We start from the raw sequence: 24,953 nt of genomic DNA on the forward strand, positions 1-24,953 counted from the left end.
GTTGTTGGTTCGCCGCCGTTCCGGCGGTCGCCTCCTGGTTCGCCGCCGTTCCGGCGGTCTTGGCTGTCGTGTTCAGGCCGTAGCGCGGTATACGACGGGACGCCGTCTTCGGTTCTTTCCCGCCCAACGACGACTTGCGAGCATCGAGCCGCGCGAGTCTTCCCCGCACGCTCGCCGCACGACGACGATGGAATGCAGTTAAACGCGCCCGTGACGGCAATACAAGCGCGCACGCAGGGCCTACGTCCTTCGACCAATTCTTTGGATTGGCAGAGCGTTGTGCTGCAGTGCGATAGGGCAGTTGTCGGACAGCCCCGCCGATCCGCCGTTCTAGTCGGCTAAGCGCGCTCCAGAGCCTCGACGAACGCCACCACCCGCGGGTCGACGCGGATGTCGCGGGGGCGCAGCGGCTGCACCAGCGACAGGCCGGCGAGCGAGCGCGCCCGCGACAGCGCAACATAGGCCTGGCCGGGCGCGAAGGAGTAGCCGAGGTCGATGCGCACGTCCTCGAGCGTCAGGCCCTGCGCCTTGTGGACGGTCACCGCCCACGCCGGCACCAGCGGCAGCTGCGTGTAGCTGCCGACCACCTTCGAGGTGATGCGCTCGCCGCTCTCGTCCGCCTCGTAGCGGATGCGTTCCCAGGTGTAGGGCTCGAGTTCCATCTCGATGCCGCTGTCGAAGCGCACCCGCGCACAGTCCTCGTTCAGCCCGACGACGGTGCCGGTCGAGCCGTTGACGAAGCGGCGGGCGACGTCGTTGCGCACCGCCATGACGCGGGCGCCGACCTTGAGCATGAGCCGCTCGGGCACCGGCAGCCGGTCGCCGGCGAGGCCGAACTCGCCGGCGCTGGTGCCGGTGAAGCCGATCTCCCGTGCGGGCAGCCGCGCCATGCCCTCGGCGTTGTAGGCGTCGACGCGGGCGTTGGTGCCGGCGAGCAGCACCGGCGCGCGGCCCTCCCGGTGCGGCCCGACGCAGGCCTCGTTGAGCGCCGCCACCGCCCGCTCGACGTCGCGCCCGCGGCGGAGATCGTCGAGCCAGCCGACGAAGGTCGGATCACTTTGCCGGTGCACGGTGGTGAAGCCGACGCCGGCGACCGGTGCGCCGGCGAGCACGCGGGCGTGGAAGGCGTAGGGGCCCTCGTAGCCGAGGCCGGCGAGGATCTCCTGCTCGACCATCGGCACCACCGGCGCGAGTTGCAGGAAGTCGCCGACGAGCACGACCTGCACGCCGCCGAACGGCTCGTCGCGATTGCGCGCGATGCGGAGCGACAGGTCCATGGCGTCGACGAGGTCGGCGCGCGCCATCGACACCTCGTCGACGACGAGACGCTCGAGCTTGCGCATCAGCCGCCGGGCGAACGGCCGCGGCTTGATCTCGTCGCGGTTCAGCAGCCGCGGCGGCAGGCCGAAGAAGGAGTGGATGGTCTGGCCGCCGACATTCAGCGCCGCGACGCCCGTCGGCGCGACGAACACCTGGCGACGACCTTCGTCCTTGCGCAGCCTCTGCAGGAAGGTGGTCTTGCCGGTGCCGGCGCCGCCGTGCACGAGCACCAGCGGCGCATCGCCCTCGATGAGCGCCAGCGCCCGCGCCGCCGCGTCGGACGGCGCCTCGCCGTCCTCGGCCGACACTACTCCGCCGCCGTGGAAAGGTTGCCGAACGGCACCGGCAGCGTCTCGAAGAAGTCCTGGTGGACGCGGGCGAGGCGGGCGGCCTCCTCGGCGTCGCCGCGGGCCATCGCGTCGACGATCGGCTGATGGCTGGTGGCGGCCTCCATCAGGTCGAGGCCCTCGGTCATCAGCGTGATCGTCGTGCGCGTCTCGATGGCGAGCGACGACCAGATCGCGAGCAGGAGCGCATTGCCGGACGACACCATGACGGCGCGGTGAAAAGCGACGCTCTCGTCGCCGAGGCGCGCGACGTCGCCGGCGGCGGCGGCGGCCACCATCGCGTCGACGTTGGCCTGCAGGTCGGCGACGTCACCGGCCCGGCGCTGGGTCGCGAGCCGCGTCGCCGCCTCCTCCAGCGAGCCGCGCACGACGTAGATCTCACGGATGCGCTCGGCCACGTCGGCGGCGACGTAGGTGCCGCGGCGCGGATTGTTGACGACGAGGCCGGTCGCCTCGAGCTCGCGGAACGCCTCGCGCACCGGGCCCTGGCTGGTGTCGAACTCGGCCGCGATGCGCATCTCCAGCAGCCGCTGCCCGGCCGCATAGCGCCCCGCCAGGATGCCGGTGAGCAGGGCATGCTTGATGACATGGCGCAGCGGCGCGGACGCCGTGGCGCCGGCCGCCGCACGACGCCCGTCGCGTCGCCTGCCCGCCTTCGAGAATCCTGCCGTATCGTCGATCGTCTCCACGGCGGGACCCTAGCGTGGCGCCATCCGCATTGACAATCATCGTCGGTCTTATCGATAATCGAACTCCTAAAAGATCACCCGCCGCCATGAAGCGCGCGGGGATGGGAGGGACGAAACGATGCTCACGGCCGTGCGCGCGCCGGAGGTGCTGTCCGACGCCGTCTCCCTGCTCTCCGCGGATGCCGGCGCGCTTCTGATCGGCGGTGGTACCACTACGGTGCCTGGCCTCAACCGCGGGACCCCCACCACGATCGCCGTCAGCCTGCGCCGCCTGCGGAGCGGCCTCGCGGGGGTCACGCTGGAGGGCGACGTCGTCACCGTCGGCGCCCTCACGCCGCTTGCCGCGCTCGAGCGCGAGCCGCGGCTCGCCTTCCTGCACGCGGCACTCGCCACCGTCGGTTCGCCGACGCTGCGCTCGACCGCCACGGTGGGCGGCAACTTCTTCGTCGAGGAGCCCTATGGCGACGTCGCCTGCGCGCTGATCGCGCTCGGCGCCACCGGGACCGTCGTCGGCCCCACGGGCGAGGAGATCCTCGCGGCGGAGGCGATCGCCGCCGACGGACTTCCGCACGGCCGCATCCTGACGTCGCTGTCGTTCCGCCTGCCGCCGGACGGTGCCTGGCGCTTCCGCAAGGCGGCACGGCGCGCCCTCAACTCGGCCTCGATCGTCACGGTGGCAGCCGTCGTCGTCGAGGACGGCGGTGTCGTCTCCACTGCCCGCGTCGCCCTGTCGGGTGCGACGCGCCGGCCGAAGCGCTCGCCCGCGGCGGAGGCCGCCCTGGTCGGCCGCCCGCTCGACCATGCGACCGCCGAGGCCGCCGGACGGGCGGCGCTCGCCGACGCCGAGGCCTTCGACGACGAGTACGCCTCCGCGTGGTACCGCGCCCGCGTGCTGCCAGTGCACGTCCGCCGGGCGCTGATCGGCGACTGAGCCGACGCGGCGCTCGACGACCCGCCTGCAACGACGACAACGGCGAAAACGCCGACAGTCCTGGGAGGGACAGCCCATGCGACCGAGCATCGTCTCGCTCGAGGTGAACGGCAGCCACCGCGATTTCCTCGCCCAGCCAGGCACGACGCTGCTCACCGCCCTGCGCGAGGCGCTGGGGCTCACCGCCACCCGCAAGGGCTGCGAGACCGGCTCCTGCGGCGCCTGCACGGTGATCCTCGACGGCGAGCCGGTGATGAGCTGCCTCTGCCTGGTCGAGCCGCTCGACGGCGCCCGCGTCGAGACGCTGGAGGGTGTGGCCACCGGGCCGGACGAACTGCACCCGCTGCAGCAGGCCTTCATCGACGGCTTCGCCACCCAGTGCGGCTTCTGCACCGCCGGCATGATCATGGCGGCGAAGGCGCTGATCGACCGCAACCCGGATCCGAGCCGCGAGGACGTCATCGTCGCGATCTCCGGCAACGTCTGCCGGTGCACCGGCTACGAGGCGATCATCGACGCGATCCTCGAGGCGGCCGCCGACCTGCGCGCCGTCCGCCCCTCGAGAGCCGCCTGAGGAGCACCGCGATGGAAGAGATCCTCACCCAGTACTTCGCCGACGAGCGCGGCGAGCCGCTGAAGGTGGTCGGCACCACCGTCGAGCGCTCCGACGCGCGCGGCCACGTCACCGGGCGCACGCAGTTCTACGAGGACGTCTCGTTCCCCGGGATGCTGCACCTGAAGATGGTGCGCTCGACCCGCCACCACGCCCTCATCACCGGCATCGACACCAGCGCGGCGATGGCCGTGCCGGGCGTCGTGCGGGTGCTCACCCACAAGGACGTGCCGCACAACTGGTACACGATCCTGCGCCTGATCGGCGTCGAGCCGAACGACGAGCCGGTGCTGCCGGAGGATCGCGTGCTCTTCCTCGGCGAGCAGATCTGCGCCGTGCTGGCCGAAACGCTCGCCGCCGCTGAGGAGGGCGCCTCGAAGGTCGTCGTCTCCTACGAGGACCTGCCGGCCGTCTTCGACGTCGAGGAGGCCGTGAAGCCCGAGACGCCGGCGATCAAGCCGCACGGCAAGAACCATTTCGTCTACGAGGGCCACCACTGCCGGCGCATCCGCTTCGGCGACGTCGAGGCGGCGTTTGCCACCGCCGACCACGTCGTCGAGCACCGCTACCAGTCGGCACCGATCGAGCACGCCCCGACCGAAACCACCGGCTGCATCGTCAAGCCCGAGGGCTCCGGCCGCTTCACGGTCTATTCGAACACCCAGGCGCTTTTCTTCACCCTCGACAACATGGCGCTGATCCTCGGCCTGCCCTTCGGCAAGCTGCGCCTCGTCGGCGGCACGGTGGGCGGCGGCTTCGGCGGCAAGGTGGACGTCATCGTCGAGCCGATCGCGACGCTCGCCGCCATGCTCACCGGTAAGCCGGTTAAGTATGCCTACAGCCGCCACGAGGAGATGCAGGTCTCGAGCCCCCGGGCGGCCGAGCGCATCTACATCAAGGACGGCGTGATGGCCGACGGCCGGATCGTCGCCCGCAAGGTGACGCTCTATGTCGACGCCGGCGCCTATTCGCGCCACAGCCCCTATGGCACCACCAAGGCCGCCGCCCACATGCCGGGGCCCTATTCGATCCCGAACGTCCACGTCGATGCTCACTGCGTCTACACCAACCGCACGCCGTCCTCGGCGATGCGCGGCTTCGGCGTGACGATCGGCGACTTCGCGCTGGAGGTTCAGATGGACCGGCTGGCGCGGATGCTCGGCATCGACCCCTTCGAGTTCCGCCTGATCAATGCCTACCGCGACGGCGACACCAAGGCCCACCGCAAGACGGTGGAGGGCGCGGCCCTCGTCGAGGTGGTGCAGGAAGCGGCGCGCATCTCCGGCCGCACCCTGCCCGGCCGCTTCGCTCAGATGACCTCGCTCACCCGGGAGGCCGCGCATGGCTAGGCTCAGAGGCCGGGGCATGGCCTCGGTCAACTATCCGACCGGCATGAACCTCGGCGGCGACCCCTCGCAGGCGCTGATCCACGCCACCACCACCGGCAGCTTCGTCATCTCGCTGTCGAGCGTCGATCTCGGCCAGGGCCTGAAGACCATCATGGCGCAGATCGCCGCCGAGACGCTCGGCGTGCCCTACGGCAACGTCATGGTCGACACCGCCGACACCGACACCGGCCCGCACTGCATGGGCACGTTCGCGAGCCGCGCCACCCACCGCGTCGGCAACGCCGTGATCATGGCCGCCAAGGAGGCGCGCGAGGTGATGATGCAGGTCGCCGCCGACGAGCTCGAGGTCGATCCCGACGACCTGATGGGCGACGGCGAGGGCCGCATCCACGTCGTCGGCTCGCCGGAAAAGGGCATCGGCCTCGTCGAGCTGGCGCTCGCCGCCCACTTCAAGCACGGCCGCACCATCTCCGGCCGCGGCATCTACATGAAGCCGAAGAGCGACGTCGATCCCGAAACCGGCAAGATGGACCCGGACTCCGCCCAGGCCCACGCCTGCACGGTCGCCGAGGTCGAGGTCGACGACGAGACCGGCGAGGTCTTCGTCCTGAAGCTCACCAACGTCTACGAGATCGGCCGCGCCATGAACCCGGCGATGGCCCACCAGCAGATCGTCGGCGGCGCCTGGATGGGCATCAGCCACGCCCTCTACGAGACCACCGAGCCCTACTACCCGGACCGCTCGCACGGCCCGACCGACTTCGCCGGCTACCTGATGCCGGGGCCGGGCGATCTCGCCGAGATGCGCTCGGCAATCATCGAGCGCCCGGCCAAGAACGGCCCCTACGGCGCCAAGGGCATCGGCGAGATGACGGCGAACTCGCCGATCCCGGCGATCGCCAACGCCATCTTCGACGCCTGCGGCGTCCGCGTCGACGAGATGCCGATCACCCCGGAACGGGTGCTGCGCGGCCTCGACGCCCTGCGCGGGGTGCCGGCCTGACGTGACACGCCTGGCGCGCCCGCGCGCGCCTCAGGCCTCGCGCGGGCCGTAGCGGCGGACGCTGACCGGCTCGGTGGTGACCAGACCGTTCTCGAGCAGCGCGTCCACCGTCGGCAGGAACGTCTCGATGCGGTCGGCGGCGTCGACGATGATGACGACGACCGGCAGGTCGCGCGACAGCGCCAGCACGTTCGACATGTGCAGGCCGTTGTGGCCGTAGCTCATCGCCCCGCGCAGCACGGTGGCACCGGCGAGCCCCTGGTCGCGGGCCGCCTTGACGAGGACCTCGAAGGCCGGCCGGCCGTCATGGCGCTGCCCCTCCCCCATGTAGACCGTGAGGCGGACGGCGTCGTTGCCGGGCATGTCCATGACAGGTCCTCCCCCGCCGCCGGTCTCAGCGGCTCTGGTTGATCAGTCCCGCCACCACCGCGCCCAGCCAGACGGACAGCAGGCAGGCGGCGACCGAGACGACGATGTTCAGGCCGGCGCGCGTCATGTCGCCGTCGCGCAGCAGCGTCAGCGTCTGCAGGCTGAAGGTGGAGAAGGTGGTGAAGCCGCCGCAGAAGCCGGCGATGACGAAGATGCGCGCGTCGGTCGGCACGTAAAGCCGGCCGTCGGGCCCGGTGAGCACCGCCGTGAAGCCGATGATGAACGAGCCGAGCACGTTCACCGTCAGCGTGCCCCACGGGAACACCTCCTCGAGGCGCTCGGCGACCGTCATGCCGAGCCAGAAGCGACAGACGCTGCCGAGCGCGCCGCCGAGCGCGACCCACATCGTGGTCATCAGCATCGGCCGCCCTCCCGGCGCGCCCGCGGGCCCTCAGCCCGAGATGCGCTCGATCTCGGCGCCGCAGCGGCCGAGCTTGTCTTCCAGCCGCTCGAAACCGCGGTCGAGGTGGTAGACGCGGTTGATCGTCGTCTCGCCTTCCGCAGCGAGCCCGGCGATCACCAGCGAGACGGAAGCGCGCAGGTCGGTCGCCATGACCGGCGCCCCCTTCAGCTTGGCGCCACCCTCGATCGTCGCCCGCTGGCCGTCGAGGGTGATGCGGGCGCCGAGCCGGGCGAGCTCCTGCACGTGCATAAAGCGGTTCTCGAAGATCGTCTCGGTGATGTGCGAGACGCCGTCGGCGCGCGTCGTCATCGCCATCAGCTGCGCCTGCAGGTCGGTCGGGAAGCCCGGGAACGGCGCGGTCGTCACGTCCACCGGGGCAAGCCCGTGGCCGTTGCGGGTGATCCGCACCCCGGAATTCGTCCGCTCGACGCCGACGCCGGCGCCGGCGAGCAGCGCCAGCGGCGCCTCGATGAGGTCGGCGCTGGCGCCCTCGAGCAGCACGTCGCCGCCGACGGTCGCCACAGCCATCGCATAAGTGCCGGTCTCGATGCGGTCGGGCAGCACGCGGTGGCGGGCGCCGCCGAGGCGCGACACGCCTTCGACGTGGATGGTCGAGGTGCCGGCGCCCTCGATGCGGGCGCCCATCGCCATCAGGCACCGGGCGAGATCGACGATCTCCGGCTCACGGGCGGCGTTCTCGATCACCGTCTCGCCGCGGGCGAGCGTCGCCGCCATCAGGAGCGTGTGGGTCGCGCCGACCGACACTTTCGGCAGCACGACGCGGCCACCCTGCATGCCCTTGCGGGCGCGCGCCACGACATAGCCCGCGTCGATGTCGATCTCGGCGCCGAGCCCCTTCAGGCCCTCGATGAAGAAGTCCACCGGCCGCGTGCCGATGGCGCAGCCGCCCGGCAGCGAGACGCGCGCCTCGCCCATGCGCGCCAGCAGCGGCCCGATCACCCAGAAGCTCGCCCGCATCGTCGAGACGAGTTCGTAGGGGGCGGTGGTGTCGACGATGGCGCGCGCCGAAAGGTGCACGGTCTGGCCGGTCATGCCGTCCTGGCCGTTGCGCTTGCCCTCGATCGAGTGGTCGACGCCGTGATTCGACAGGATGTGGAACAGCTGCTGCACGTCGCGCAGCCGCGGCACGTTTTCCAGCGTCAGCGTCTCGTCGGTGAGGAGGCTCGCGATCATCAGCGGCAGCGCCGCGTTCTTCGCCCCCGAGATCGGAATGGTGCCGTTCAGGCGCTGCCCGCCGACGATCCTGATCCTGTCCATGAAGCTCCCGCCGCCCAAGGCCGCCCCGGCCGTCCGCGAAAGCCCGGGGTAGCCCGGCCAGCCGGGCGGCGCAAGGGCGGCGGCCGATCATCCACCGCGAGGCGCCTGCGCCTATCCCCCGTCCCCCAGCACCTTGGCGATGGCCGCCGTCAGGGCCGGGGCGCCATAGGGCTTGCGGACCACCGGCACGCTGGCGAAGACGGCGGGGATCATCGTCGAGTCGCCATAGCCGGTGGCGAAGACGAAGGGCACGCCGCGGCGCTGCAGATCCTCGGCGACGGGGATCGAGGTGGCGACGCCGAGGTTGACGTCGAGGACGGCGACATCCGGGGCGCTCGCGGCGATGCGGCGCAACGCCTCCGGGACCGAGGCGGCCGTGGTGACCTGCGTCAGCCCCGACGCCGCCAGCATCTGCTCGACGTCCATCGCGATCAGCAACTGGTCCTCGACCAGAAGCACCCGGATCGAGCCGTCGAGCACCGACCGCTCGCCGGGGGCGACGGTGCCGGCCCGCGGCTTCGTCAGGCCGGTGAGTTGGCTGGCGTCGGAGAGGTGCCTGGCCGGCACCCGGATGCGCGCCTCCACCCCCTCCGGCTTGTAGGAGACGCTGCTTTCGCCGCCGAGGTCGTAGGGAATCGAGCGCTCGATCAGCGCCGAGCCGAAGCCTTCCCGCGACGGCGGCGCAACCCGCGGTCCGCCGCGCTCACGCCAGACCACCGAGCAGCCGTTCTCGTCATCGCGCCGCCAGGTCACGTCGAGGCGGCCGGACGGCACCGACAGCGCCCCGTACTTCGCCGCGTTGGTCGAGAGCTCGTGCAGCACCAGCGCCAGCACCGAGAAGGCGCGCGCGTCGAGCCACACCGGCGGACCTTCGAGCGTGATCGTCGGGCCGGCACTGCGATAGGGCGAGAGCTCCGCCTCGAGCAGGTCGGAGAACAACCCGCCGCCGTCGCCGCGCACCACCTGGTCGTGGGCCACGGCGAGCGCCTGGATACGCCCCTCCAGCGTCTCGACATATTGGGCGAGGGTGCGGCCCTCCGCTACCGGGTGGCCGACCACCGACTTGATGACCGCGAGGATGTTCTTGACGCGGTGGTTGAGTTCCTCGTTCAGCATGCGCTGGCGCACGTCCGCCTTGTCGCGCTCCTCGGCCATCAGCTCGTTGTGGCGCAGCACCACCTCTGCCAGCATCGAGCGCGCCGCCTCGCCGATCTCGCGGTCGAGCTCGGTCCACGGCTGCGACTGCATCCGCACCGTCTCCTTCCAGATCGCGAAGCTCTTGCGCGGCGTCAGCCGGTCGCCGAGCGGACCGGTCGCATAGGACTTGTCGGGATTGCCGGCCCACTCGAGCGTGCGCACCAGCTCCTTGCGGAAAAAGAACAGATAGTCGCGCGGCGTCTGCGACAGCGGCACCGCCAGCACGCCGGTGGTCCGGTCGGCATAGGCCTCCGCGTCCGGCAGCACCCGCGACAGCGCGTGGGTGGCGAACACCCGGCCCTCGGCGACGCGGCCGACGTGGCGGGCGAGCGCCGGGATCGCGGAGCCTGGCGGCGTCGCGCCGGTCGCAGACCAGCTGCCGTTCAGCCACAGCCCGATGCCGTCGCACGGCAGCAGTCGGCCGAGGTCGCCGAGGTGCTCGGCGATCAGCGCCCCCACGTCGACGCGCTGCGGTGCGAGGTGCAGCAGCCGCTCCAGCGCCCGCCGGGCATGGGTGGCGGAATCGAGCTTGCGCTGCTGCGTCAGCGCGTGGAGGTGCAGCGAGAAGAACGCGCCGAAGATCTCCGCGGCGACGCGCTGTGCCATCGACAGCGCCCGCGGCTCGTAGTGGTGGCAGGCGATCAGCCCCCAGAGCGCGCCGCGCACCACGATCGACACCGACATCGAGGCGGCGACGCCCATGTTGCGCAGGTACTCGCAGTGAATCGGCGAGACGGAGCGCAGGTGCGCGAACGACAGGTCGAGCGGCGCCTGCGCCTCCGCGTCCGCCGGCTCAAGCGGCACGCGCGCGGCGTCGGCATCGGTGATGATGCGGATAGTGTTGCGGCGATAGAGGGCGCGCGCCTGCTGGGGGATGTCGCTCGCCGGGAAGTACTGGCCGAGGAAGCGCTCGAGGTCGGCTCGTTTCGCCTCGCTCACCACCTTGCCGGCGCCGTCCTCCTCGAAGCGGTAGACCATCACCCGGTCGTAGCCGAGCAGCCCGCGCGCGAGCCGCGCCGCCTCGTCGCACAGGCGGCCGACATCGTCGATGTCGCCGAGCCGGCCGATCAGCAGGCGCGACAGCTCGAGCGGCTGCATGCCGTCGATAGCTGCCGGCTCGAACTCGACGATGACGTTGCCGAGATAGCGGTGCACTGCGACGTCGAACCGCCCGCCCGCGAGCACCAGCCCGAACAGCAGCGCCGGCCGGCCGGCGGCGGTCGCGGTGGCGAGCGCGTTGCGGATGGCGTGCGCCGCCTGCGCCCCCGCCACGGTGTCCAGCGCGGCACCGACGAGGGGGCCCTCGCCGCCGAGTGCCGCCTGCGCGTTCGCCGACGCCCGCACGATCACCGTCGCTTCCTCGTCGCAAGCGATCAGACAGCCGTGCGGCTGGATGCTGCCGGGGATGTGGATCGGCTCGCGGTCGCAGTTGGTGAGGTCGACCGGCTCGCCCGGCTGCGGCTCAGGCGAGGGCATGGGCGGTTCCGCGGCTCATGGAATCCGTAAAGGCGCGCTCGGCCGCCGCAAAGGTCGCGAGCGCCGCCGCCAGCACCGCTTCCTCGTCTAGATCCGCCTCGTCCAGCCATGCCGCGAAAGCGCGGAAGTCCACCCCGCCGCGGCTCTGGGCGACGAGGTGGCGGGCTCCGAAGCGCTCGTCGAGGCCGAGCGACCGGGCCTCCACGACGAGGACGCGGGCCCCGAGTGCCGACCCTTCCAACACATAGAGACGCCCTGCGGCCTCCTCCAGAGTCGCGACCGGAGGCACCTGTTGAGGGCGCACGGCGGCCGGCACGCCGAGATCAGCCATGTCCAGCGTGATCAGCGGCGACAGCGGCGTGAAGCTCCAGTCGCGGACGTCGGTGGGCAGTGCACCGCCGGCAAGCGCCGCCTCGCAGGGAGCCCGGAAGGTGTGCAATCCGGCGAGATAGCGCCGGTAGTCCGTCACGCTCTTGAAGGCTCCGACGGCCTCGTCGACCGCCGCATGGCGCGTGGCGGTGCGCTCCCGCAGTCGGAAGCGCAAAGTCGATGGAGGCATACGGACGATTCCCGAAGAGCGGAGGAAGGTTTGAGGTTGGCCGTAACGCCGACAAACGATGGCAGGTTCCACGAACGCGACGATTCTCTCCTGCCCCGGCTGTTCACGGGCGGAAGGAAACGGAAGGATCTGCCTCCGCTACGGTCATCGCCCCGTTGATCAAAGAGTTGTGATGGCAGGCGCTTCGGGCGGACGCCATCCCTCGGATCCAGGCGTTTCCCGGGCGAACGCGAGGGATTTGGCCAGTGGGGGCATGGCGGGGTACCCGAAAAGGCAGGGCACCACCCGATGAGCTTTCCCCACCGGCTCGCGCAGCGTCGCCGCGACACAGGATCCGGCTCGACACCCCAGGTATGCCGAATATACTGCATTATCAAACGGTTCCAACGGGACCTATGGTACCCGCTCACCATGGGCCGGCTATACTGTAACGCCTTGATCTAGTGCATCATTGTTCGGAAACGATTGGTGGATGTCCGCCTCGATGGACCCACCGCACAATCGCAGGAAGGCCTGATCATGCCGGTTTCGGCTACCGCCACCGCAGCAGTGTGTGTAGCAATATTCGGGGTCCATTATCCCGGTTTGAAGGAATATCATATCGGTATCAGCGACGGGACATCATCGGGAACAGAGCTGATATACAAGGTACATGAAAATAGTATTGGGGCGTTCAATTTCACCAATGCCGGAAAGCGGGTCGTTTTCGAGAACGGCGATCCCCGGTCCGGGCGGGAACTGTGGGTGACTGACGGAACGAAAAACGGCACCAGGCTCTTGAAGGACATATACAGGGGAGCGACCTTCTCGTCCGACCCGAGCCCCAAGATCGGCAGCAATTCCTTTGCCTCATCGAAGAACCTGGCGATTTTTCCAGCCACCGACAACAACAATGGTCGAGAACTCTGGTCCACGGATGGAACGGCAGAGGGAACGACCATCGTAAAAGATCTGTTGATTGGCGAAGCGAGCGGCATCGGCATCACGGACAAATATGTTGTCAGCAATGGCGAGAAGACATATTTTCGCTCCAGAGAGACGACCTTTGGATTGTCACTCTGGTCAACTACAGGAACATCTAAATCAACTAGAATTGCATCAAATGACGGCTTGAACATGAATGCGCTGTCTGGCAGCGCAATGCTGAAGAATTCTCTGATCTTCAGTTACGGGCGGCAGCTCTGGATTACCGAGGGCACCGAGAAGAGTGCCCAGATGATTCATGAGATCGAGGGGCTCGGGAACTTTTCCAATCTGACCCATCAGACAGACGGCAGGTTCGTTCTTTTCGGCAGCGATACCGACCAGCACGGCCGAGAGCCGTGGGTCACCGATGGAACGGCCGACGGGACGAAGCTGCTCAAGAACCTGGTACCATTCGATGGCAATTCCGATCCCGGCGACTGGTACGACGGCGGTGGATTTACGGTGTTTTCGGCGATTGCCGACGGGAAGGGACGCGAACTTTGGGTAACCAAGGGAAATGAGAAATCGACCAAATTGCTGATGGACGTCAACAAGGGGCCTTTGGGAAGCATTTTCTACGGGTTTGCCAAGGTCGGCAAGAGCGTTGTCTTCGTGGCGAGGGTTGTGGAAGATATTGGAAGCTACAATCGTCTCTTCGCAACGGATGGAACACCCAAGGGCACAAAGCAATTGTCGTCGCGCGCCGTGGTTGCGCCCGGACAGATACAGTCTCTTGGAAAATCTGCCGTCTATATCGATGCAAGGGATGGTGAGTTGTGGTCCACCGGGCTCGGCTTCAACAGGCAGAAAAAGGTGAGTAATTTCGGCAATAAGGGCGGCAGGAGGGAAATGTTCAGTATCGTGTACATGACGACGGTCAACCTCTACCAACGAGGTTCCAAGGCGCGTCCGTGCCCCTGATCGACCCTTCCGAAGTCGCTCATCATGGCGCAATCTTCCTGTGGATCGAGGTCTTATCAGGGGCCTCGAGCCGATGACGCCTTGCGCTCGCGCGAACCGCGCGGGCGAGCAAGTGCCTCGAAGCCGAGAGCACGGGCGCACCTTTCTCTGCTTGAATCGCTGCGATCCCGGCGCGACAAACCCTACCGCCGCACGGCCGCCGTCGTCCGGGCCAGGAGTACCACCGGCAGCAGGCCGACCAGCACGATGGCCAGCGCCGCGACCGCGCTCTCCTCGAAGTGCTCGCGCGAGGCGGCCGCGTACACGAGCGTCGCCAGCGTCTCGAAGTTGAACGGCTTCAGGAGGATCGTCGCCGGCAGTTCCTTCATCGCGTCGACGAAGACGAGCAGCGCCGCCGTCGCCAGCGCCGGCCGCATCAGCGGCAGCAGCACGCGCCGGAGCGTGCCGAGCGCGCCCCGCCCGAGGGTGCGCGCCGCCATGTCGAGGTGCGGCGAGAGCTTGGCCATCCCCGCCTCCACCGAGCCGACCGACATCGCCATGAAGCGGGCGGCGTAGGCGTAGATCAGGCCGGCGCCGGAGCCGGCCAGAAGCAGCCCCGTCGACAGGCCGAAGAGCTGGCGCATCATGCCGTCGACGGCGTTGTCGAGGGCGGCGAGCGGCACGAATATGCCGACCGCCAGCACCGTGCCCGGCACCGCGTAGCCGACGGAGGCGATCGCCGCGGCCACCTTCACGGGCTTGCGCGGCTGCAGGCGCACCGCATAGGCGATCGCCGTGCCGGCTGCCACCGTGACGGCGGCGGCGATCAGCGCGAACGACAGGCTGTTCCAGGCGGCGGCGTGCAGGACCGGGTCGGAAAGCTGTTCGGTCCGCCGCAGCGCCGAGGAGAGCAGCACGCCCGCCGGCACCGCGAAGCCGAGCAGCACCGGCACGGCGCAGGCGCAGGCGGCGAGTGCGCCACGCACCCCCGTCAGCGGCACCGGCACCAGCGGCACGTGGCGGGTGGAGGCGGTGGCGAAGCGGCGGCCGCGTCGGGCGCCGCGCTCGGTCAGCACCAGCGCCAGCACGACGACGAGCATGGCGCAGGCGATCTGGGCGGCGCCGGCGAGGCTGCCGCGATTGAGCCAGGTGTCGTAGATCGACACCGTCAGGGTGCGCACGCCGAAGAACTGCACCGCGCCGATGTCGTTCAGGCACTCCATCAAGGCGAGGCTGACGCCGACGACGATCGCCGGGCGGGCGAGCGGCAGCGCCACCTGGAAGAACACCCGTCCCGGTCCGGCGCCGAGCGTGCGGGCAACGTCGATGGCGGTGGCCGACTGCAGCAGGAAGGCGGCGCGGGCCGAGAGATAGACGTAAGGGTAGAGAACGAGCCCCATCACGACGATGGCACCGGGCAGCGAGCGCACCTGCGGGAACCAGTAGTCGCGCCGGGTGGCGGCGCCGGTCGCGGCGCGGATCGCCGTCTGCAGCGGACCGGTGAAGTCCATCACCTCGACGGCGGCATAGGCGACGATGTAGGTCGGCACCGCCAGCGGCAGCAGCAGCGCCCAGGTGAACAGCCGGCGGCCGGGGAAGCTGAAGGCCGCCGTCAGCCAGGCGGTGCCGACGCCGACGACGACGGTGACGAGCCCGACGCCGAGCATCAGGAGGAGCGTCGTCATCACGGCGCCCGGCAGCACCGTGGTGGCGAGGTGCCGCCACACCCCCTCCGCAGGCGTCGCCGCGATGCCCGCGAGCGCCACCAGCGGCGCCACGGCGAGGGCTGCCAGCACCATCACCAGCGCGACGATGCCGGCGTCGTGACGGGCGCGCTGCGGCACGGCGGCTGCGGTCACCGTCCCGGTGGCAGCGTCGCGTCCGCCGGGCGGAGCCGCGGGCGGCCTCGCCGGCTGGTCGACGGTGCGGATGGAAGCATTCATGCGCGGCCCTGCCGGCCGCCACAGGGGAGCGGCCGACCTGACGGGTCGTTAGCGAGCGGCCGGCCGGTGTGTCAACTCCGGCAAATCACGGCAACACTTTGGAATGCTTCTATTATCAGTAACTGGAGCGGCGCCTGCGCTCAGGCTGCAAGAACCCGCGCGGCCGGGAACAGCACCTCGACCAGCGTGCCGCGACCGGGCGCCGACTGGATCTGGAAGGTGGCGGCGTTTGCCTCCACCAGCGCCTTCGTCAGCGGCAGGCCGAGGCCGGTGCCCTCGTGGCCGCCGTTCACCTGGCGGAACGGCTGCAGCGCCAGGGCGATCTCCTCGCCGGACATGCCGATGCCGGTGTCGCGCACCCGCAGCGACACGCCACCGCCCTCGTCGCGGCGGGTGGAGACGATCACCTGGCCGCCGGCGGCGTTGAACTTCACCGCATTCGACAGGAGGTTCAAGAGGATCTGGCGCAGGCTTCGCCGGTCGGCGAGCACGTCCGGCAGGCCGGCGGCGAGCGTCGATCGCACGAACACCCGCTCGGCGCTGGCCCGCGGCTGGATCAGGGCGATCGAGGACTGCACCACCTCGTTCAGCGACACCGCCTCCGGCGCGAGATCGGCGCGGCCCGCCTCGATCTTGGCGAGGTCGAGGAGGTCGTTGACGAGGCTCATGATGTGGGCGCCGGAGGCGCGCACGTCGCGCAGGTACTCGCGGTAGCGCTCGTTGCCGAGCGGCCCGAACTTCTCCTCCAGCATCACCTCGGCGAAGCCGATGATGGCGTTCAGGGGCGTGCGGATCTCGTGGCTGACCCGCGCCAGCACCTCCGACTTGTGGGCGCTCGCCCGCTCCGCCTCGCGGGTGGCGAGCGTCAGCGCCGCCTCGGTCTCGCGGAAGCGGGTGAGGTCGCGCAGGACGATGCAGAGCCCCGGCGGCGGCGAGCCGGCGAGGCGGCCGAAGCCCGCCGCCACCGGCACCTGGCCGCGCTCGGGGTGCAGCACCATCAAATCCCGCTCCAGCGGTGCCGGCGGCTCCGGTCCTTCGGCGAAGAGGTCTGCCAGCACCGACCCGACCGGCAGCCGGCTGTCGAGGGCCACCAGATGAGTGACGAGGGCGCCCTCGATCTCGGCGACGGGACGGCCGAGGAGGGCGGCAGCGGCCGGATTGGCCGTGGTCACCAGGCCGCGGCGATCGACCAGCAGCACCGCCTCGGCGAGCGCCGTCACCACCGCGCCGCGCGGTGCCTCGGCGAAGGCCGACGACGGCAGCGACGGGGCGGCCGGTACCGTCTCGGCCGGTCGCGGCGCCGCTTCGGCCGGCTCCGGCGACAGCACCACCATCAGCGCCCGGCCGCCGCGCCACGGCACCCGGTGCAGCCGCGCGGTGACGGGCAGGCGGGTGCCGTCGGCCCGCTCCACGGCGACACGCCGCTCCACCGGTGCATCCGGCGCCGGCGTCGCGAACACCGCCGAGAGACCTCCGGCGGCCGACAGCGCCGCCGCGTCGGCATGGCCGAGCAGCGCGAGCGCCGCCGGGTTGGCGTGAACGACGTCGCCGTCCCGGCAGATCAGCACGCCGACCGGCATGCGGTCGACGATGTCGGTGTCCTCGGCGGGCGCCGGCGGGGCCATCGCCGACGACGGTGCCACCGTGGGCGGCGGTGAGGCCGCTGCGTCACCCCGGCCGCGGAACGGCGCCTCTCCGCCGCGAGGATCCCGCGGTGGCGCGGCCGCGACCGTCGGGAGACCGCCCGGCCAGGCCTCGTCGTCGTCCTCGTCTGCGACGGGCGCGGCCGCGGCGGCGCGACGGGCCGCTGCCCGTGGTTCCTCACCCTCGATGCGGGCGCCGAGGGCCGCCGCAATCAGATGCAGCGCCTCCTGCTCCGGCCGGCTGAGATGGCCGGCGGACCGGCGATCGCCCGGTTCCGACACCGGATCGAGCCCACCGTCCGACACCGGTCGCGGCCCGCTCGCGGCGGGCGGTGGCGGAGAAGGCTGCCAGGACTCTCGCTCCGGCGGTTGCGGCGCCGGCGTCGACGCCGGCTCGGGCAAGACCGCCGCGTGCGCCGCTGGTGCGGGCGACGCCATCGCTGTGACGGCCTCCGCCAGCGGCGGCGGAGCGGCGAGCGGCACGGGCGCCACCGGGGCAGCCGGTGGCGGATTCGCCGCCGGCGCGGCGACGGCGGTGGACGGTGTAGGCGGCACGGGCGCTGCAGCCGGCTTCGCCATGTCGGCCGCCGCTGGCTCCGCGGCCGTCTCGGGCTCGATGACCGGCTCGATTACGGCGTCCGGAGGTGCCTTCGCCTCGGCGGCGCGGACGAGGCCGAAGCCGCGGTAGCCGCCGAAGCGGCCGCCCTCGTCGGTGGTGGCGATGGCGGCGAAGTCGATGGGCACGGCCCAGCCGTCGTCGGCCGGCCAGACCACCCAGTGGCCGCTCCAAGCGGCGCGGCTCGCGAGCGCCTTGTCGATCCGCCGCTCGACGTCGAAACCGAGGCGGTCGGCGACCTGCCGCCAGGTCTGCCCGACGACGTCGCCGGCGCGCACGCCGACCTCCTCGACGAGTTCCGGCGAGACGAAGGTGAACCGGTCGGCGGCGTCCATCTGCCACGAGAACCGCCGCGTGCGGCGGCGGCCGGACGGCGGCGGCGGCATCGGCGGGAAGGCCGGCGCCGGCGGCTCCGGCGCTACGACCGGGGGCGGCGGCGCGGCGGCCTCCGGCGGTGGAGCGGCGGGCGGTGCAGCGGAGGGCGGTGCGGCGGCGACGGCGGCCGGAGGTGGCGGTGGCGGTGGCGGCGTCTGCACGGTCGGCGAAGGAGGCGGCGGTGGCGCCTCGACGACGGGCGCGGCAGCGAGCGCCTCCGGTGCCACCAGTTCGAAGGCGCGCGCGCGCGGTGGCGGCGCCGGCTCGGGGTGCCGCCGGCGCTCGGGCGGAGGCTGCCGCACGTCCCACCGCGGCGCCGATCGTTCGGATGCGCCGTGCGAGGCGTCGCTCCAGCGGGCCTCACGGAACCGGTCGTCGCGGTCACCGCCGGGATGGCGGGATGGCTCCGGGGCGGGGACGACGAGCAACGTCGCGGCGTCGGCGAGCGCCAGCGCGCGCGGGCTGCCGGGCAGTTGCTGACCCGCGGCGCGGAGCGCGCCCGCGACGCCGCCGTAGGCCCCGGCCGCCTCGCCCGCGCCGGCCGAGGCGCGAACCGCGCCGCCGCGATCGATCACCGCCGCGAAGCCATCGCCGGCGACCAGCCGGCAGGCGGCGGCGGCGGGATCGCTAAGGGTGTCGCCGAGCGGCTCCATGACGTCGACGAGCAGGGCCGGCTCGCCGCCCGGCAGGCGCACCGGCTCGAGGCGGCAGGTGATCGGGCGGCTGGCGAGATCGACCTCGAGGCGCAGGCGCTCGAGCCCGCCGCGCGGGTAGTAGCCGCCGGCGAGGCGCCGGCGGAGCGCCGACAGGAGGGCGGAGGCGAGCGCCTCACGGCGCGGCTGCGGATCGTCGAGGCCGCCGATGCCGAGGGCACGGGCGGCGGAGGGGTTGAACCACAGGAGATCGCCAGCGCTGCGATCGACGACGACCACGACGCGGTGCGACAGCAGGTGGCGGCCGATGCCTGCCACCCCGGTCAGGGTCAGATAGCGCTCACGATCGACACCGAGGATCGGCACGCTCCCGCAACTCCCCCGTTCGACCCCCGTTCGCAAGTCCGCCGACGCCGATCGTTAAGGGAATGGTAATATCAATGGCATCCGCACCGGTCCATCGCCGCGAGCCGCCGGGACGGGGCCGCGTCGATCGGTGGTTAACGCCGGGCCGCGGTTCGTGCGACACTCGCCGGCGGTGGGGCTCGCGGGGCCACCCGAGGGTCACCCTCGGGGGCCACGCGACCAGGGACAAGGGAGCGATCGCCATGCCGACCGACAAGACCGGGCAGTTCGAGATTCCGCCGGAGATGCGCCGCTACGCCGAGACGACCGTCGACCAGGCGCGCAAGGCCTTCGAGGACTTCATGGCCTCGGCCCAGAAGACGGTGTCGACCGTCGACGCGCAGTCGAAGAAGGCCAAGGACGGTGCCGTCGACTTCAACGAGCAGATGCTCTCTGCCGCCGAGGACAACATCGCCGCCGCCTTCCGCCTCGCCCAGCGGCTGGTGCAGTCGACCAGCGTGCAGGAGGCGATGGAACTGCAGGCGAAGTACCTGCAGGAGCGCATGGCGGTGATGACCGAGCAGGCCCGCCACGTCGGCGAGGCGACCGCCAAGGCCGCCGGCGACCTCACCGCCCAGGCGATGAAGGCGGCCAACCCCGACCGGCGCTGAGGGCCGTCCGCTCCGCCGGCGACCGCGGTCGCCGGCCGACGACGGCGCCCGTCGGGCCCGGCTCGGCTGCCTGATCCGGCGGCACCCAGCAGGCGGTCGCCGCGGGTTTCGGCTGGGGCGCCCCCGCCGGTGCCCAGATTTTATTGTGCAGTGCAATAAAATGTTGCATTGCGGGATAGGTTGCCCTATCTTGTGGATAACGGCCGGATGAGGCCGTGGCCCGGCCGCCAGCGGCGCGCCGGCGTGTGTCTCATGTCGTCGGAACGGACGTTCCTTGTCCCTCGCGACGGCGCCGACCCCGAGAAGGAACCCGACCGATGACCGACAAGCCTGCCAAGCCCGCCGCCAGGAAGGCCGCCGAGACCCTCACCGCCGAGCCGTTCGCCATGCCGACGATGCCGAATGTCGAAGTGCCGGCGGCGGTTCGCGAGATGGCCGAGAAGAGCGTCGCGCAGGCCAAGGACGCCTACGAGAAGATGAAGTCCGCCGCCGAAGAGGCGACCGACGTTCTCGAGGATACCTACGAGACCACCCGCAAGGGCGTCGTCACCCTCAACATGAAGGCGATCGACACCGTCAAGGCGAACTCCGACGCCACCTTCGCCTTCGCCCGCGACCTGCTCGCGGTGAAGTCGCTGTCCGAGGCGATCGAGCTGCAGACCGCCTTCACCCGCAAGGCCTTCGAGGCGATGACCGCCCAGGCGAAGGAGTTCCAGGAGCTCGCCACCAAGCTCGCCACCGAGAGCTCCGCCCCGATGAAGGACGCTTTCCAGAAGGCCGGCAAGGACTTCCAGAAGGCGAGCAAGGACCTTCAGAAGGTCGCCTGAGGCTCGATCGACCGGTCGGCGGCCGGAGGGCCGCCGCCGGACGGCGAGACGATCGACGCCATCGCGGCCGCCCCCGGGCGGCCGTTTGGCGTTTCGGGTGCCGGCGGGCGACCAAGGCGGTCGCGACTGGCCGCGAGCATCGTCAATGCCGTGGCCGCGCGGTCGGCATCCACGCCGGCCGGCCGACGCGGCGCCGGTCGCGCTTGAAATGCCTCGCCGATGGTCCTATGACGGCGCTCGTCGGCGGGCGCTCAAGCGTCCGGCCCGGCATACGGGCGGCTGTAGCTCAGTTGGTTAGAGCGTCGGATTGTGGATCCGAAGGTCCCTGGTTCGAGACCAGGCAGCCGTACCATTCCTCCCCTTCCCCGGCGAACCTCCGCGGCGCTGAGCGCATGGCTTGACAGTGAAGCCGCGTCTGCGCTCCGGTGATCGCAACCAGACCGCGAACGGTCGGCGCACCGCCACGCGACTGCCGGTGCCTCCGGGAGAGGCCGCCACCGTTCAGGGTGGTGGATGATGGCAGCGACCAGGACCCGACGATGCACTCCTCCAGCGGCGCTCCGCCGGCCGACGTATCACCCGCCGGCGCCGTCACGGCGGATGCCCCCCTCGCGGATGCTTCGCCTGCCCCTGCCTCCAGTGTCGGCGCTCCTTCTGCGGGTACCCCCTTGCGGCGCGGCAACTTCATCACCCGCCACTGGCGCGGCGAGCTGCCTTTATGGGTGTCGTATTGGGTGATCGGCTTCGGCGGCACCTTCGCCGCCCGGCTCGCGATCCTCGCCGTGGAAAACGGGCTGCCCCGAACGCCGATCGGCACCGAAGCGGTCTACTTCGCCGAATTCGTCGTGACCTGGGTGATCGCCCTGTCGGTTGCGGTCTGGCAGGTGGTCGGCACCTGGCGATCCGCGACGCGCAACGCGGCCGCCCGCCGCGCCGCCGGCCGGCGACCGGTCTGGGCGACGCTGGCGAAGGCCGTGATGGTGGTGTCGGTCGTCGCCACAGCGGTGCAGGTGCTGCGCGCCGGCGTGCCGCAGGCGATCGACGTCTACGAGGCCGTCATCCTGGGCGACCCCGACCTTCCGGTCTTCGACATCCGCGTGATGCGGCAGGGGCGCGAAGCAGAGTTCAACGGAGGCATCCGCCTCGGCGCCGCCGAGGCCTTGCGCGAAACGCTCGACCGCAACCCGAATCTAGAGGTGCTGCACCTCACGAGCATCGGCGGCCGCTTCGTCGAGGCGGAGAAGATGTACGCCCTCGTCCGCGCCCGCGGCCTCAACACGTACGTCCCGTGGAACTGCGAGTCCGCCTGCACGCTCGTCCTCGCAGCCGGCCGGCAGCGATGGGTCGACCCGGACGCCACCATCGGCTTCCACGGCCCGAGCTTCGGCGCCTTCGACCAGCTCGCGGCGGAGGAAGGCACGCGGGAGTGGCGGAGGTCGCTCGTCGATGCCGGCTACGAGCCAGCCTTCGTCGACCGCGGCATTGCCATTCCCGCCGAGGAGATGTGGCATCCGACCCACGACGAATTGAGGGCGGCGCGCGTCATCACCGACACGGCGGACGGCTCGCAGTTCGCGGTTTCCGGCTATGGCACGGAGGTCGACCGGGATCACGTCGAACTCGTGTCGGAGGTCTATCCGGCATACTTCGAGCTCGAGCAGCGCTCGCCTGCCCTATTCGGCGCGGCGGTGGACCGGCTCGTCGCCGCCTACGACGCCGGCAGTACACAGCGCGAGATCGATCGCCTGACGCGCACTGCCATCGGCCCAGCGCTCGTCGCTCACGCGCCGGATGCCGACGATGAGGTGCTCGTCCTCTACTCGGCCCTCAGCACGGCGGAACTCGAGGCGATCCGCGGGGTCTCGTCCGGCCTCTGCTACCTTGCCGCGACCGGCGGCGACTTCGATGTTTCCGGCACGCGCTATGTGGGCGAAGACCTGAGGGCGCTCGAATGGCAGGTGATCGAGCAGGTCATCGCGACTGCATCCCCTCGCCCGGCCCCGTCCGATGCGGCTGTCTCCACGGCCCTCGCTCGGCTCGACGCCGCGCTCGCCGAGCGCCTCGGTGACGAGCGGCTCGCCCTGCTTTCGGCGAGCGAGGTGCCGGCCGAGCGGGAGAACGAGTATTGCGCCGCCGTGATCGAGATCGGACGGTTGATCAGTGAACTTCCCGAAGACGAAGCCGCCATCATCCTGCGCCGGCTGACGCTGTCGCGGCGCGACGGAACCGTCGATCCGGCCCTTCCCGTCGCCGTGCAGCGGCACTTTCTCGTCCAGTAGGGCGGTGAGCCCCGCCTGACATTGCGGCAGGCCCCTCGAGACACTAGGTAGGGCGGGCCGGTGGACCCCCTCGGTGCCGCCGGTATCGCCGCCCCTCCCGGAACGATCGCGCCCATGTCCGAGGCCAAGACCACCAAGCCCGCGACCGCCAGGCTCGCCGCCCTCGACGCCGACGACCTCGCGGTCGTCTCGGCGCACGTGCAGGACGCCGTCGTGCGCGTCGGCGATCTCCTGTGGTCGCCGGCCGAGCGCCGCTTCGCCCTCGCCATGAACCGCTACGCCTGGGAGGCCGCCGACGCGAAGGGCGCGCGCGGCCCCGGCGAGCGGCGCCGCGCCGCCCTGCAGTTCGACCGGGTGCTCTCGGCCAAGACCTGCCGCATCCGCCGCGACGTGCCGGATGCGGTGCTGTCGCTCCTCGCCGTCACCTTCGAGCCCGCGGCCGATCCGGCGCTGGCGCCATCGGGCGCGGTCGTGCTGACGTTTGCCGGTGGCGGCGGCGTGCGGCTCGAGGTCGAGTGCATCGAGGCCCGCCTCGCCGATCTCGGCGCCGCCTGGGAGGCCCGCGCCAAGCCGGCCCACGAGGTCGGCTGAGGGACGGGGTCGGACGGACCGCGGCCTGCAAGGCGGGGTGCCTCCTCACTACGCCCGGACTCGTGGCGCCCCCCCTCCGACCGGCTTCGCCGGCCACCTCCCCCGCGAGGGGGGAGGGTTCGCGTCGAGAGTGGGCCGGCCGGGGCGGCGCACCGCATTCACCCGCCTCCCGAAACCGACTATGGAAGCGGCGCGGCCGCCCTCCGGCGTGCCGGCGCTTTTCTGACCCGCATCCTGGAGCCCCGCCTGTGGCGATCCGCCTGTCGACCGCCGAGCCCGATTTCGAGGCCCGCTTCGCAGCCTTCCTCGCCACCAAGCGGGAAGTGTCGGAGGAGGTCGACGCTGCCGCCGCCGAGATCATCGCGGCGGTGCGGCGCGACGGCGACAAGGCGCTGATTTCGCTGTCACAGCGCTTCGACCGCGTCGACCTCGGGGCGCTCGGCATCGCGGTGACGGATGCCGAACTGGACGCCGCCGCGGCCATGATCGACGCGGAGACGATGGCGGCCCTGACCCTCGCCCGCGACCGCATTGAGGCGCACCACCGCCGCCAGAAGCCCGCCGACGACCGCTACACCGATGCGCTCGGCATCGAGCTCGGCCACCGCTGGACGGCGATCGAGGCGGTCGGGCTCTATGTGCCGGGCGGCACGGCGAGCTATCCGAGCTCCGTGCTGATGAACGCCGTGCCGGCCAAGGTCGCCGGCGTCGACCGCCTCGTCATGGTGGTGCCGGCCCCGGACGGGGTGATCAACCCGCTGGTGCTCGCCGCAGCGCGGCTCGCCGGCGTCGACGAGGTCTACCGCGTCGGTGGCGCCCAGGCGGTGGCGGCGCTGGCCTACGGCACCGAGACGATCCGGCCGGTGGCGAAGATCGTCGGCCCCGGCAACGCGTTCGTGGCGGCGGCGAAGCGGCGCGTCTTCGGCACCGTCGGCATCGACATGATCGCCGGGCCGTCCGAGGTGCTGGTGATCGCCGACGGCCAGAACGATCCCGACTGGATCGCCGCCGACCTGCTCGCCCAGGCCGAGCACGACACCGCGGCGCAGTCGATCCTGATGACCGACGACCGCGCGCTCGCCGAGGCAGTCGAGGCCGCCGTCGAGCGCCAGCTGAAGCTGCTACCGCGCACCACCGTCGCCTCGCAGAGCTGGCGCGACTTCGGCGCCGTGATCATCCTTCGCACACTCGACGAGGCGGTGGCGCTGTCCGACCGCATCGCGCCGGAGCACCTGGAGCTCGCCGTCGCCGATCCCGAGCCGCTCTGCGCGCGGGTGCGCAACGCCGGGGCGATCTTCCTCGGCCGGCAGACGCCGGAGGTGATCGGCGACTATGTCGGCGGCTCCAACCACGTGCTGCCGACGGCGCGCTCGGCGCGGTTCTCGTCGGGCCTCGGCGTGCTCGACTTCATGAAGCGCACCTCGATCCTGCGCTGCGAGGGCGAGGGACTGCGCGCGCTGGCGCCGGCGGCGATCGCCCTCGCCCGCGCCGAGGGGCTCGAAGCCCACGCACGCTCCGTGGCGATCCGCGTCAACCTGTGACAGTCTGCC

The 24,953-nt window shown here is 71.1% G+C and carries 19 protein-coding genes and 1 tRNA gene; 11 read left to right on the forward strand and 9 right to left on the reverse strand.

Annotation, left to right across the window (positions count from 1 at the left end; all coding sequences use genetic code 11):
• Window positions 1–338: 338 nt before the first annotated feature.
• Both RUR49_RS21400 and RUR49_RS21405 read right to left on the reverse strand, forming a co-directional pair.
• Window positions 339–1,628, reverse strand: coding sequence for an ATP-dependent RecD-like DNA helicase (locus RUR49_RS21400; RefSeq protein ID WP_409148475.1), 1,290 nt, complete (start codon window positions 1,626–1,628; stop codon window positions 339–341).
• The gene (locus RUR49_RS21405) at window positions 1,628–2,356 is read right to left on the reverse strand and encodes a GntR family transcriptional regulator (RefSeq protein WP_409148476.1); all 729 of its coding nucleotides are present in this window, start codon (window positions 2,354–2,356) and stop codon (window positions 1,628–1,630) included. The genes RUR49_RS21400 and RUR49_RS21405 overlap by 1 nt, the downstream gene beginning before the upstream one ends.
• Window positions 2,357–2,474: 118 nt before the next feature.
• Here RUR49_RS21405 and RUR49_RS21410 point away from each other — a divergent pair, with 118 nt between their 5' ends.
• The 4 genes from RUR49_RS21410 to RUR49_RS21425 all read left to right on the forward strand — a co-directional run bounded on the left by RUR49_RS21410 (window position 2,475) and on the right by RUR49_RS21425 (window position 6,252).
• Window positions 2,475–3,287: an FAD binding domain-containing protein gene (locus tag RUR49_RS21410; RefSeq protein ID WP_409148477.1), complete on the forward strand. Its 813-nt coding sequence runs from the start codon at window positions 2,475–2,477 to the stop codon at window positions 3,285–3,287.
• 76 nt (window positions 3,288–3,363) lie between these two features.
• Complete coding sequence (locus tag RUR49_RS21415; protein WP_409148478.1) at window positions 3,364–3,861, forward strand: (2Fe-2S)-binding protein; 498 nt, start codon at window positions 3,364–3,366, stop codon at window positions 3,859–3,861.
• Between the two features lie 11 nt (window positions 3,862–3,872).
• Window positions 3,873–5,249: a xanthine dehydrogenase family protein molybdopterin-binding subunit gene (locus RUR49_RS21420; protein ID WP_409148479.1), complete on the forward strand. Its 1,377-nt coding sequence runs from the start codon at window positions 3,873–3,875 to the stop codon at window positions 5,247–5,249.
• Window positions 5,242–6,252, forward strand: coding sequence for a xanthine dehydrogenase family protein molybdopterin-binding subunit (locus RUR49_RS21425; RefSeq protein ID WP_409148480.1), 1,011 nt, complete (start codon window positions 5,242–5,244; stop codon window positions 6,250–6,252). The genes RUR49_RS21420 and RUR49_RS21425 overlap by 8 nt, the downstream gene beginning before the upstream one ends.
• 30 nt (window positions 6,253–6,282) lie before the next feature.
• Here RUR49_RS21425 and RUR49_RS21430 read toward each other — a convergent pair whose 3' ends face one another.
• From RUR49_RS21430 to RUR49_RS21450, 5 genes are all read right to left on the reverse strand, one after another.
• Complete coding sequence (locus tag RUR49_RS21430) at window positions 6,283–6,621, reverse strand: DUF190 domain-containing protein (protein ID WP_409148481.1); 339 nt, start codon at window positions 6,619–6,621, stop codon at window positions 6,283–6,285.
• Window positions 6,622–6,646: 25 nt separating this feature from the next.
• Entirely contained in the window at window positions 6,647–7,042 is a 396-nt protein-coding gene (gene crcB, locus RUR49_RS21435; RefSeq protein ID WP_409148482.1) for a fluoride efflux transporter CrcB, read from the reverse strand.
• 30 nt (window positions 7,043–7,072) lie between these two features.
• Window positions 7,073–8,362: a UDP-N-acetylglucosamine 1-carboxyvinyltransferase gene (gene murA / locus RUR49_RS21440; protein WP_409148483.1), complete on the reverse strand. Its 1,290-nt coding sequence runs from the start codon at window positions 8,360–8,362 to the stop codon at window positions 7,073–7,075.
• 111 nt (window positions 8,363–8,473) lie between these two features.
• Complete coding sequence (locus RUR49_RS21445) at window positions 8,474–11,035, reverse strand: HWE histidine kinase domain-containing protein (protein WP_409148484.1); 2,562 nt, start codon at window positions 11,033–11,035, stop codon at window positions 8,474–8,476.
• The gene (locus tag RUR49_RS21450) at window positions 11,022–11,666 is read right to left on the reverse strand and encodes a biliverdin-producing heme oxygenase (RefSeq protein WP_409148485.1); all 645 of its coding nucleotides are present in this window, start codon (window positions 11,664–11,666) and stop codon (window positions 11,022–11,024) included. The genes RUR49_RS21445 and RUR49_RS21450 overlap by 14 nt, the downstream gene beginning before the upstream one ends.
• 396 nt (window positions 11,667–12,062) lie before the next feature.
• On the opposite strand from RUR49_RS21450, the gene RUR49_RS21455 reads away from it, so the two are divergent.
• Window positions 12,063–13,481, forward strand: a complete 1,419-nt coding sequence (locus tag RUR49_RS21455; RefSeq protein WP_409148486.1) for a hypothetical protein — start codon at window positions 12,063–12,065, stop codon at window positions 13,479–13,481.
• Between the two features lie 182 nt (window positions 13,482–13,663).
• Here RUR49_RS21455 and RUR49_RS21460 read toward each other — a convergent pair whose 3' ends face one another.
• Together RUR49_RS21460 and RUR49_RS21465 are read right to left on the reverse strand one after the other, a co-directional pair.
• On the reverse strand, window positions 13,664–15,403 hold the full coding sequence (locus RUR49_RS21460) for an ABC transporter permease (RefSeq protein ID WP_409148487.1): 1,740 nt from the start codon (window positions 15,401–15,403) through the stop codon (window positions 13,664–13,666).
• Between the two features lie 140 nt (window positions 15,404–15,543).
• Window positions 15,544–19,056, reverse strand: a complete 3,513-nt coding sequence (locus RUR49_RS21465; RefSeq protein WP_409148488.1) for an ATP-binding protein — start codon at window positions 19,054–19,056, stop codon at window positions 15,544–15,546.
• Window positions 19,057–19,298: 242 nt separating this feature from the next.
• On the opposite strand from RUR49_RS21465, the gene RUR49_RS21470 reads away from it, so the two are divergent.
• The 6 genes from RUR49_RS21470 to hisD all read left to right on the forward strand — a co-directional run bounded on the left by RUR49_RS21470 (window position 19,299) and on the right by hisD (window position 24,944).
• Window positions 19,299–19,706 (forward strand): phasin family protein, encoded by a 408-nt coding sequence (locus RUR49_RS21470; protein WP_409148489.1) that lies wholly within the window; start codon window positions 19,299–19,301, stop codon window positions 19,704–19,706.
• A 317-nt stretch (window positions 19,707–20,023) separates the two neighbouring features.
• Window positions 20,024–20,533, forward strand: coding sequence for a phasin (locus RUR49_RS21475; RefSeq protein ID WP_409148490.1), 510 nt, complete (start codon window positions 20,024–20,026; stop codon window positions 20,531–20,533).
• Between the two features lie 275 nt (window positions 20,534–20,808).
• Window positions 20,809–20,885, forward strand: a tRNA-His gene (locus tag RUR49_RS21480).
• Window positions 20,886–21,201: 316 nt separating this feature from the next.
• Window positions 21,202–22,812, forward strand: coding sequence for a hypothetical protein (locus tag RUR49_RS21485; protein ID WP_409148491.1), 1,611 nt, complete (start codon window positions 21,202–21,204; stop codon window positions 22,810–22,812).
• 114 nt (window positions 22,813–22,926) lie between these two features.
• Complete coding sequence (locus RUR49_RS21490) at window positions 22,927–23,403, forward strand: DUF2948 family protein (protein WP_409148492.1); 477 nt, start codon at window positions 22,927–22,929, stop codon at window positions 23,401–23,403.
• 248 nt (window positions 23,404–23,651) lie between these two features.
• Window positions 23,652–24,944 carry a histidinol dehydrogenase gene (gene hisD, locus RUR49_RS21495; RefSeq protein WP_409148493.1) on the forward strand — a complete coding sequence of 431 codons (1,293 nt, stop codon included), beginning with the start codon at window positions 23,652–23,654 and terminating at the stop codon, window positions 24,942–24,944.
• Window positions 24,945–24,953 lie beyond the last annotated feature (9 nt).

Origin of the sequence: Pseudoxanthobacter sp. M-2 (genome assembly GCF_046156265.1) — a bacterium.
Lineage (GTDB): Bacteria > Pseudomonadota > Alphaproteobacteria > Rhizobiales > Segnochrobactraceae > CAMDHY01.